An 8,313-nucleotide genomic window follows, 5' to 3' on the forward strand; every position below is an offset into this window, starting at 1 on the left:
CAACTGGCGGCGGCACCTCGCCGAACGCCTATTACCCCCCACTGGCAGAGGCCATTCAGACTGTTCCGATACCCGACTCCACCGTTAGCCTGCGGCCGCGGCGGCATCCACGGGTTGCTCAACATCGAGACCGCCCGGGCCACAGCCGACACCCCCACCACCCTCCACACAGATCCGCCGACTGAAAGGCACTACGGGCCTCCCACGCGAAGGAAAACGCCCAGCTCAAGGCCAACGCCGAGATCACTGGTGGGCGCTCTGCACCAACCACGGTGGAGAACGGTCGCCTGCGCCATCAACTGGCAGATCGTGCAACGGTGGTTCGCGCGCTCCCCGCGCAGGCGCCTTTCCGCCAGTAGCAGCCAGGTGTAAGCCCGTGTAAAAGGCGCCTTCGGTTCCTCAGCCGTTTCACCAAGGTGAGGGACGGCCTGAATCCGAGGTGTTCGCGGCGCTGTGAGCCATCCGGTACGCGCGAACCCCTCGGATTCTGTTTCTGAGCTAGAAGGCCGCTGTCCGGTCGTCGCTGCGCGGGTCGATCACCTGGTGGTCGGTGTAGATGCCCGATCGTGCCTCACGACGCCAGGGACGTCCGTAGGTCACTGCGTCGGCGGCGGCCTCTGAACTGTCGTCGAGGTTCACGACGGCTACCGATGGCGAGTCGTCCGTGGGGCACCGCGCAAGCCAGTGGCCATTGGGAGCGACGATTCCGGACGGTGCGGCGGCGCTGTGCTGTGCCGGCCCTGACAGGCTGACCCAGTAGCTGTTGACCGCTGCGTGGCCTTGGGCTTGGGCGGCGGTGTTCCCCGGGGTGCCGCTGGTAGAGAACAGGACGCAATCGACATCCAGCTTCTCGTATTCCGCGAACAACTCCGGGTAGTGGATCTCCATGCCGAGCAGGCAGCCGAAGCGCACACCGTCGACCTCAAAGGTCACCGGTGAGACGCCCGGCGAGTACATGTACGAGACCTTCGTCTTCGACAGGAGACGCTCGTCGTAGCGCGTGACGACGGCGCCGCGATCGGAGATGACGTAGAGGCTGTTGTGCGGGCGGTTCGGGCCGGTCAGGCGATGCACCGATGCAATCACCGTCCACAGCCGCAACTCGCGGGCCAGCTCGGCGATCGCACCCAACTCCGATTGGAGCACGGGCCACTGGCACCGATCCCAGTCCGCCGGACCGACCGCGTCCGGGCCGTGGACCGACATGACGAACTTGCTGGGAAAGCAGATCGCGCCTTCCGGAAAGTGCACGATCCTCGCTCCCTGAGCACTGGCCTCGCGCATCAGAGCACGGACCTCACGCCCGCTTTCGCGCAGTGCTTCAACGTCTCGGGGGTCTTCGCGTACGAGCGTCTGCGCTACGGCGAGCCGCACGCTCTTGGGATTCCTTGCTTCCGACATGACGTCTCCTGATGGAGTCGGACGGAAGTGCCGGAGGGCGGGCGTGTAGGACTCGCCGGTCTTGGCGGCGCGGGCACGCACCTGGCGCTTGAAGTTCCTACGGGCTGTCATCGCGGCCTTCCACGCCTTGCGCGACGGCTCCCCAGCAACCTCGCACGAGGCGATCGGGCTGCAACAACGACCTGAGACGCTGGTCCCTTTGCCTCCGACAGGAGACCGTGCTGGGGACGGTCGCGGGAGGTTCGGCGTAGGCCACGCAGTCGGTCATCATGCCGTCACTCGCAGACTCCGTCAACATCCTTCAACACATCCAGCGCACCGTCGAATGACCGACGGCTGAAAAGAAACACCAGCTCAACACGCTGAACTTGACAGAGAAGTCGTCGCTGACCGCATCCTTGAGGGCATCGAGCGAGAGGACCTGAGAGGCGGGGCAGGTGCCGGCCAGCGTGGCCTTACCCGCACCGGACGCGCCGATGAGAACCACCAGGCAGCTTTCCGGCAGCTGCGGATAGGTCAGCGAGGTCATACGAGTTCTCCTTGCGGGTCCAGGGAGCGGGCAGCCCAGATCAGGCGCTGCCCGGCGTTGTCGGTGAACAGGGCGGCGGCCTCGTGTAGCGGGCAGGAGGCGTCACCGTCGCGGTCGGGTTCGATCTGCTCAGCCCGGAGCGCGGCGCCGCCAACAAACTCCGAGAAGTCGCCCACGCACACGACGCCGCAGACCGCCGGGGTTCTGACATGAATCAGCAGCAGGACGAACGCACCCGCATCCGCGAGGCGATGGACCGACTCTTCGCCGGGAAGGCCACCGTTTCCAACGGCAGCCTCACTGCCGTCGCCCTCGCTGCCGAAGCCGGCGTCCAGCGCATGGCCTCATCGGGTCTGTCCTTCGTGGATACCCCGGCCTTTAGGCCGGGAGGAAGCGAAGCTCCTGCGGAGCAGGGCAGGGGAAGCCGGTTCGCCGCCAGGGCGGACCGGCGTGCGCCGTCCACCTGCCGACACCCGCCGCTCCCATGGAGGTTGATACGGTGTGAGGTGTGGCGAAACAAGGCGCTGGAGGAGCGCACACGGGCCTGGTATGGCGAGCAGCGCCGGATCTCCTATGTGCAGTCCTCGGCCGCGCTGACGCAGTGGAAGAAGACCGAGGGACTGGCGTTCCTGCCGGAGGTGTCCTCGGTTCCGCTGCAGCAGGCGCTGCGTCATCTTCAGGCGGCGTTCGGGAACTTCTTCGCCAAGCGCGCGAAGTACCCGCGCTACAAGTCTCGGAAGAGGTCGCGAGCGTCGGTCGAGTACACGCGCAGCGCCTTCACCTGGCGCGACGGGCACCTGACCCTGGCGAAGATGGCCAAGCCTCTGGATATCCGCTGGTCGCGTCCGCTGCCCGAGGGCGCGGAGCCGACCACGGTGACGTGGCCCGCGACGCGGCGGGTCGCTGGTTCGTGTCCATGCTGTGCCAGGACAGCATCGCCCCGGCCCCCGCCACCACAGCGGCCGTCGGCCTGGACGCCGGGATCACCTCTCTGGTGACGCTGTCCACCGGGGAGAAGATCGCCAACCCCAAGCACGAGCGTCGGGATCGCGCGCGGCTGGCCCGCGCGCAGCGAGAGCTGTCGCGCAAGGCGAAGGGCTCGGCGAACCGCGAGAAAGCCCGCCGTCGCGTCGCCAAGGTCCACGCACGGATCGCCGACCGGCGCCGCGACTTCCTGCACAAGCTGTCGACTCGACTCGTCCGTGAGAACCAAACGGTCGTGATCGAAGACCTCACCGTCCGCAACCTGCTGAAGAACGGCACGCTCGCGCACACCATTTCCGATGCTTCGTGGACGCAACTGCGCTCCCTGCTGGAGTACAAGTGCGCCTGGTACGGGCGTGAACTCGTCGTGATCGACCGCTTCTTCCCCAGCAGCAAGCTGTGCGGGATCTGCGGGAAGCTGCCGCTGAACGTCCGCGCGTGGACGTGCGTCTGCGGCGCGGTGCATGACCGCGACGTGAACGCGGCGCGCAACATCCTGGCCGCCGGGCTGGCGGCGTCTGCCTGTGGAGACGGTGTAAGACCTCAACGGGAGTCCTCCCGGACGGGGCAGTCGTCTGTGAAGCAGGAACCCCAGCGGGCGACCGCTGGAATCCCCCGCCCTTAGAAGTCATCTCAATTGGCTAGGCTGCGCACTGAAAAGCAGGTGGCACAGGAGTGGGCTCTGCCGCATGATCACGCCATGACGAGTCCTGCCGCCTTCCGGGACCAAACCAACTGGTCCGGTGGCTACTACGAGCTGGCCATAGAGGTTGGATCGAGTGATGATGCCCAGATTCAAGCCGTCCTGAGTGCGCTTTGGTCCACCGCAGACGTTCATGGGTGCTTCGGGCAGAGAGACCGTGAACCTGAGGAGCAGGATCCCGTGCCGTGCACGGTTGGCTCATTGACCGAGTTCGGCCACCTCCACGGTCAGGTCCGTCTGCCGACGGGTCGACTGGTGGTGTGCGGTTGCGTGGCGATCCGCGGCGGTGATGAAAGCAGCGACTGGCTGGACTTTTACATCCCTCTAGGTGCGCTGGATCACGCGGGAATTGCGTACTGGGACGGTCGACCGTTCTTCAGGTCCGACGTGATGGACGAATGGCTGGCTGCCATCGGGACCGAGACCTTCAAAAGCGCCTCCTTCAGCCTGGGGGTCATCGGCTTCGACGTGTCTGGTTGCACCGACGCATCGACACTGGCAGGAGAGTTGCCGAAGACGCGGGACATTGGATACCTGCTTCCCCAAGGCAACGTCCTGCACTATGGCGCCGCCAACACCTGAGCCGTGCCGCTCCGGGTGGGCACGAGCCTGCGGTGGCAGATGAGGGTGCAGGCGATGCTCGTAAAAGCGAGAAAGTGTTCCGCTTTGCGCTCGTAGCGGCGGTGGAGGCGTCGACAGCCCGGCGAGCCAGGCCATGGTGCGTTCGATGGTCCAGCGGTGGCGGCCCAGCCGCTTCGAGGTCTCGATACCCCTCGACCAAGTGTTCTTCGCCGGTCAGCACCACGATCTCGTCATGATGGGCATGCTCGCCGGCGAGTTCGCCCAACTGCACTCCACGAGCGAATACGGCACGGCCAGACCATCGATCGGATGATCGCAAGGAACCCTGGCCCGCGGGCCAGTGTGGGTTCGGCATGCCGTCATCGCTCATGTGCGCCCGCTGCCAGATCTCGTTCCAGACGTATGGGATCTCTGGTACGAGCCGGTGCCGCTGCCCGCACGGACAGGGCACAGGCGCCCACGCGCATCCGTGGCACAGCTCGACCCAGCTGTGCCCGGTCGAGTTCGGCTCCAGCGGTTCCTCGTCCCCGCAGGCCGGGCAGCCGGGGAGATCTGCGCCGTCCAGAATCGCGTTCTGTCGCCGGACGCACTCGGACAGTCGCAGCGACGGGTGGCGGAACGGCGCGTCGTACCAGGCGCGGTCCGGGCCCTCCCACCTGCTCCGCAGCCACCACGGTCGCGGGTTCGCTACAGCCCGCCGCCCGGCCCACTTCTCCGCCCGGCGCTGAGTCGTGTACTCCTCTGCCCGCGCGAACCACAGCACCCTCGCCTCATGCAGTTCCTCCACTGCCCGCGCCAGTGCGTCCGGGTCCGCTTCCAGGTGCCGGGGGATCCGGGCGCTGAGTGTGAGGTGGTGGTAGGTCGCCCGGAAGCCGTACGGCGCGAAGAGGGTGATGCAGGTCCGCAGCGCGCTGTGCCGACGGTGGTGGGGGAGCCGGGCGTCGTGCGCTCGCGCTCGGTGGGTCAGGAAGCTGGTCATTGTGTGGGCCCGAGGTCCAGTGCCCGGGCCAGGGCGACGGTGACAGCGGCGGCGTATGTCGGTAGGTGTTGTTCTGCCCAGGTTCCGGCGAGGCCGAGGAAGTCCCGCAGGTCCTGCTGTGCACCCGTGACGAGCGCACGTACCTGGTCTACCGGCAGCTCGATCACCGGGCTGTCGTCCTTTGCGTGGGCGTCGAGAGTCAGCCGGACGGTGTCGCCGACGCGCTCGGCCATGGAGGACGGGTCGTGGCCGAAGTAGGAGCAGCCGCTGCCGTCGAGCACCTCCAGCCAGTCCCGCCAGGTCTCCAGACCACTGCAGCAGCCCGGCTCGACGAAAACGGTGTCGGTGGCGTTGTCGGTCACCCGGAACCCGCCGGCGGCGAGCAGGTCGGGCATGGTGAGCAGCCCGTGCAGGAACGCGCCGAGCGGGTCGGTCGGGCACGGCCCGTGCTCCTCCTCCGGCTCGAAGTCGTTGTAGTCGGCGATCCGCATGACCGCCGTGCCAACCTCCGCCGGAGTCAGCTTCCCGTTCAGCACGAGGTAGCCGTACGACTTGTGCTCGCCAACAGGCCAGAGCGTGAAGTCGTCGGCAGCGAAGATCTCCAGAACGGGTTGCATCACCATCACACGGGGATGATGCCGGACCCACTGTCCCACCGCCACGGGCTTTAGCTGCGGCATCGGGCTCAGGGCGGACCCGCTACCTGGACAGTTTCGCGGCTCGCTTCGGGTAGGCGGTGCCGACGTAGCGCATGGCGGTCTGTTCGGAAATAGCGAAGAGCCTCATGAGCTGAGCGGGTCGCCGGTGGCGAACGCTTCGTCGAGGATGCGGTCCTGGCGCAGTCTGTCGAGGGTCGGCTCGTTGGCAGGACCCGGCCGACGCCGCGGCCGCGAAGCTGGAAGAGCTCACCCACCGGCTCGCCACCGGGCCACGGTGACTCTCCTTCGAAGGGTCGTTGATCAGGCGGCCAGCCGGTGGGTGACCGGGGCCGTGGAAGCGAAGTAGGTGTCGGGGCTGGGCTCGTAGCCCCTGGCGCAGGGATCGCACTGGCCTTGGGTGCGCAGCGGTATTGGCGCAGCGCACTTGTTCCAATGCCGTCGTATTCCGGCGACAGCAGCTGTGGCTTTGTCGCTGAGAACCGCCGACAGCGCGTGCAGGTGAGTTTCGACAGCACTTCGTGATCAGGCGGAGGAATGGCGGCCAGTTTCGGCAGCGCCAAAGCTCTGCCCGGTCTGCTCGCCTGGTGCGATGATCATTCTCGTGTTTTCGCTGCCCGCCATGGAGTGAGAGGACGAGAAGACGTGGATGTGTATGAAGCCGTGGACAGTCGCAGGGCCGTGCGGGCGTTCAGCGATGAGCCGGTACCCAAAGAGGTACTCGAACGAGTGCTGGCTGCGGCAACCCGGGCTCCGTCAAGCGGGAACCTCCAGCCGTGGCGCGTGTATGTCGTGACCGGCGAGCCCCTGGCCGAACTGAAGCGGCACGCGACGGCCAGGGCACTGGCGGGCGACCCGGGTGACGAGCGGGAGTATCCGATGTACCCGGCCGGACTGGACTCGCCGTATCTGGACCGCTTCGCCGCCGCGGCTGCCCAGCGGTACAAAGCGCTGGGAATCGAGCGTGACGACCCCGACAGGCCCATGAAGATCGCCGCCTTGAACTCGGAGGCGTTCGGGGCGCCGGTCGTGCTGTTCTGCTACCTCGACCGGACGATGGGGCCCGGACAGTGGGGGGACGCGGGGATGTATTTGCAGACGGTCATGCTGTTGCTGAGGGCGGAAGGGTTGCACAGCTGCCCCCAGGTGATGTGGACGATGTATCGCAAGACCGTCAGCCAGATGGTCGGAGCCGATGACGGGCTCGTGCTGTTCTGCGGTGTCTCGGTGGGATTCGAGAAGGAGGGCGTGCCACGGCTGCGCACCGGACGGGCCGACATGGCAGAGACAGTGAACTTCCTCGGCGTGTGACGCCCTCACCGGTGATCCTCGCAACGGACGGGTCGTCAGTCCCTGCCGCTCCGCTCATTGCGGGCCCGACTTTGGACTTCGGTGGCATCCATGCCCCCTCGGCCCCGCCCGGAGCAGTTCGGTGGCTCTCCTTATCCGGTGGTTCGTCAGGTGATTGGTCAGTAGCGTGAAGGTCTTGATGACGGAGACCTGGGACACGATCGCTGATTGGTATGCCGAGCGCGTGCGGACCGGCTCGGCAATGCACGAATTCGCCCGCGACGCTCTCCTCGACGGGCTTCCTGCTGATCTTCATGGTCAGCGCATCCTGGATCTCGGGTGTGGGGAAGGGCTCATCACACGCGCCCTGGCCATGCGAGGTGGGTCCGTCGTCGGTATCGACCCGTCCCCTCGCATGATCGGCCATGCCCGGGCCGCCGAGGAGGCCACCCCGAGTGGCGCTCGCTATGCCGTGGACGACGGGGGCTCGCTGGCCACTGTCGCGACGGGCAGTGTGGAGTGGGTGACCGCTGGGCTGTCCTTGAACAACGTGCCCGACCTGACTGCTGCGGTCAGTGCCGTGCGCCGGGTCCTGGTGCCCGGAGGGCATCTGGTCTTCACCGTTCCGCACCCGTGTTTCGAGGCGCCGCGTGCGCGGTGGAGCGGTGGCGCGGACGAGCTGCCGGGCCGTGTGGTGGGGAACTACCTCGCGGAGGGATTCTGGCGCTCAGCCAACCCCGACGGCGCCCGTCGGGCCGGCAACCAGCACCGCATGCTCTCCACCTATGTGACCAGCCTGATTGAGCACGGGTTCGTCATCGGCAGGCTCGCGGAGCCGGCTCCCGACGCGCGGGTGCTTACCGAGCAGCCGCTGCGGGCTGGGCTGCCGCCGTTCCTGGTCATCAGCGGTCTGCGGAGTTGAGCTGTCAGCTGGTCGCGCCCTGCCGATCCGGCGGCGCGGTCGGGGAACGAGCACGTGGGATCTCCTTTTAGCGTTGGGAGACCGCGCCGTGGCCCCCCCCGGGGGGGCCGGGGGGGGCGCGCGAGGGGAGGTCGGCTCAGGGTGGTCGACGACCACCGATTGCTCGCCGAGGCGCTGGCCTCGGCGCTGAAACTGCGCGGGCACCGGGTGCTCGCGGCGGCGGCGCCTGCCGCGGGGGCGGCGGAGCTGGTGATCAGCCGGGCGCCC

General features: G+C 67.3%; 7 protein-coding genes and 4 pseudogenes. 6 read left to right on the forward strand and 5 right to left on the reverse strand.

Annotated elements, in window-relative coordinates; translation table 11 throughout:
* Positions 1-498: 498 nt before the first annotated feature.
* The 3 genes and pseudogenes from RNB18_RS45170 to RNB18_RS45180 form a co-directional block, all read right to left on the reverse strand.
* Positions 499-1,401, reverse strand: a complete 903-nt coding sequence (locus tag RNB18_RS45170) for a carbon-nitrogen hydrolase family protein (protein WP_311719962.1) — start codon at positions 1,399-1,401, stop codon at positions 499-501.
* A 379-nt stretch (positions 1,402-1,780) separates the two neighbouring features.
* Positions 1,781-1,930: pseudogene (locus RNB18_RS45175) on the reverse strand (ATP-binding protein); the annotation flags it as partial.
* Positions 1,927-2,106 carry a hypothetical protein gene (locus RNB18_RS45180; protein ID WP_311719974.1) on the reverse strand — a complete coding sequence of 60 codons (180 nt, stop codon included), beginning with the start codon at positions 2,104-2,106 and terminating at the stop codon, positions 1,927-1,929. The gene RNB18_RS45180 and the pseudogene RNB18_RS45175, both read right to left, overlap by 4 nt.
* A gap of 339 nt (positions 2,107-2,445) precedes the next feature.
* Here RNB18_RS45180 and RNB18_RS45185 point away from each other — a divergent pair.
* A pseudogene (locus RNB18_RS45185) lies at positions 2,446-3,539 on the forward strand (RNA-guided endonuclease InsQ/TnpB family protein); the annotation flags it as partial.
* Positions 3,540-3,614: 75 nt separating this feature from the next.
* A complete protein-coding gene (locus RNB18_RS45190; RefSeq protein ID WP_311719963.1) occupies positions 3,615-4,199 on the forward strand; it encodes a hypothetical protein in 585 nt (194 codons plus the stop codon).
* Here RNB18_RS45190 and RNB18_RS45195 read toward each other — a convergent pair.
* Positions 4,178-4,391, reverse strand: a pseudogene (locus tag RNB18_RS45195) (transposase); the annotation flags it as partial. The gene RNB18_RS45190 and the pseudogene RNB18_RS45195 overlap by 22 nt on opposite strands.
* On the opposite strand from RNB18_RS45195, the gene RNB18_RS45200 reads away from it, so the two are divergent.
* On the forward strand, positions 4,333-4,512 hold the full coding sequence (locus RNB18_RS45200) for a hypothetical protein (protein ID WP_311719964.1): 180 nt from the start codon (positions 4,333-4,335) through the stop codon (positions 4,510-4,512). The pseudogene RNB18_RS45195 and the gene RNB18_RS45200 overlap by 59 nt on opposite strands.
* Positions 4,513-5,174: 662 nt before the next feature.
* Here RNB18_RS45200 and RNB18_RS45205 read toward each other — a convergent pair.
* Positions 5,175-5,801 (reverse strand): hypothetical protein, encoded by a 627-nt coding sequence (locus tag RNB18_RS45205; RefSeq protein WP_311719965.1) that lies wholly within the window; start codon positions 5,799-5,801, stop codon positions 5,175-5,177.
* Positions 5,802-6,479: 678 nt separating this feature from the next.
* Between RNB18_RS45205 and RNB18_RS45210 the strand changes: the two genes are divergently transcribed.
* The 3 genes and pseudogenes from RNB18_RS45210 to RNB18_RS45220 all read left to right on the forward strand — a co-directional run.
* A complete protein-coding gene (locus RNB18_RS45210) occupies positions 6,480-7,145 on the forward strand; it encodes a nitroreductase (RefSeq protein WP_311719970.1) in 666 nt (221 codons plus the stop codon).
* Positions 7,146-7,323: 178 nt separating this feature from the next.
* Positions 7,324-8,046 carry a class I SAM-dependent methyltransferase gene (locus RNB18_RS45215; protein WP_311719971.1) on the forward strand — a complete coding sequence of 241 codons (723 nt, stop codon included), beginning with the start codon at positions 7,324-7,326 and terminating at the stop codon, positions 8,044-8,046.
* Between the two features lie 141 nt (positions 8,047-8,187).
* Positions 8,188-8,313 (forward strand): annotated as a pseudogene (locus RNB18_RS45220) (DNA-binding response regulator); the annotation flags it as partial.

Source organism: Streptomyces doebereineriae (genome assembly GCF_031845645.1).
Classification (GTDB): domain Bacteria; phylum Actinomycetota; class Actinomycetes; order Streptomycetales; family Streptomycetaceae; genus Streptomyces; species Streptomyces canus.

What these genes read in the sequence shown, in the direction of transcription:
- RNB18_RS45215 (WP_311719971.1), top strand. Translation starts at nt 7,324, where the DNA reads ATGACGGAGACCTGGGACACGATCGCTGATTGGTATGCCGAGCGCGTG.
- RNB18_RS45170 (WP_311719962.1), bottom strand. Translation starts at nt 1,401, where the DNA reads ATGTCGGAAGCAAGGAATCCCAAGAGCGTGCGGCTCGCCGTAGCGCAG.
- RNB18_RS45190 (WP_311719963.1), top strand. Translation starts at nt 3,615, where the DNA reads ATGACGAGTCCTGCCGCCTTCCGGGACCAAACCAACTGGTCCGGTGGC.
- RNB18_RS45205 (WP_311719965.1), bottom strand. Translation starts at nt 5,801, where the DNA reads ATGGTGATGCAACCCGTTCTGGAGATCTTCGCTGCCGACGACTTCACG.
- RNB18_RS45200 (WP_311719964.1), top strand. Translation starts at nt 4,333, where the DNA reads ATGGTGCGTTCGATGGTCCAGCGGTGGCGGCCCAGCCGCTTCGAGGTC.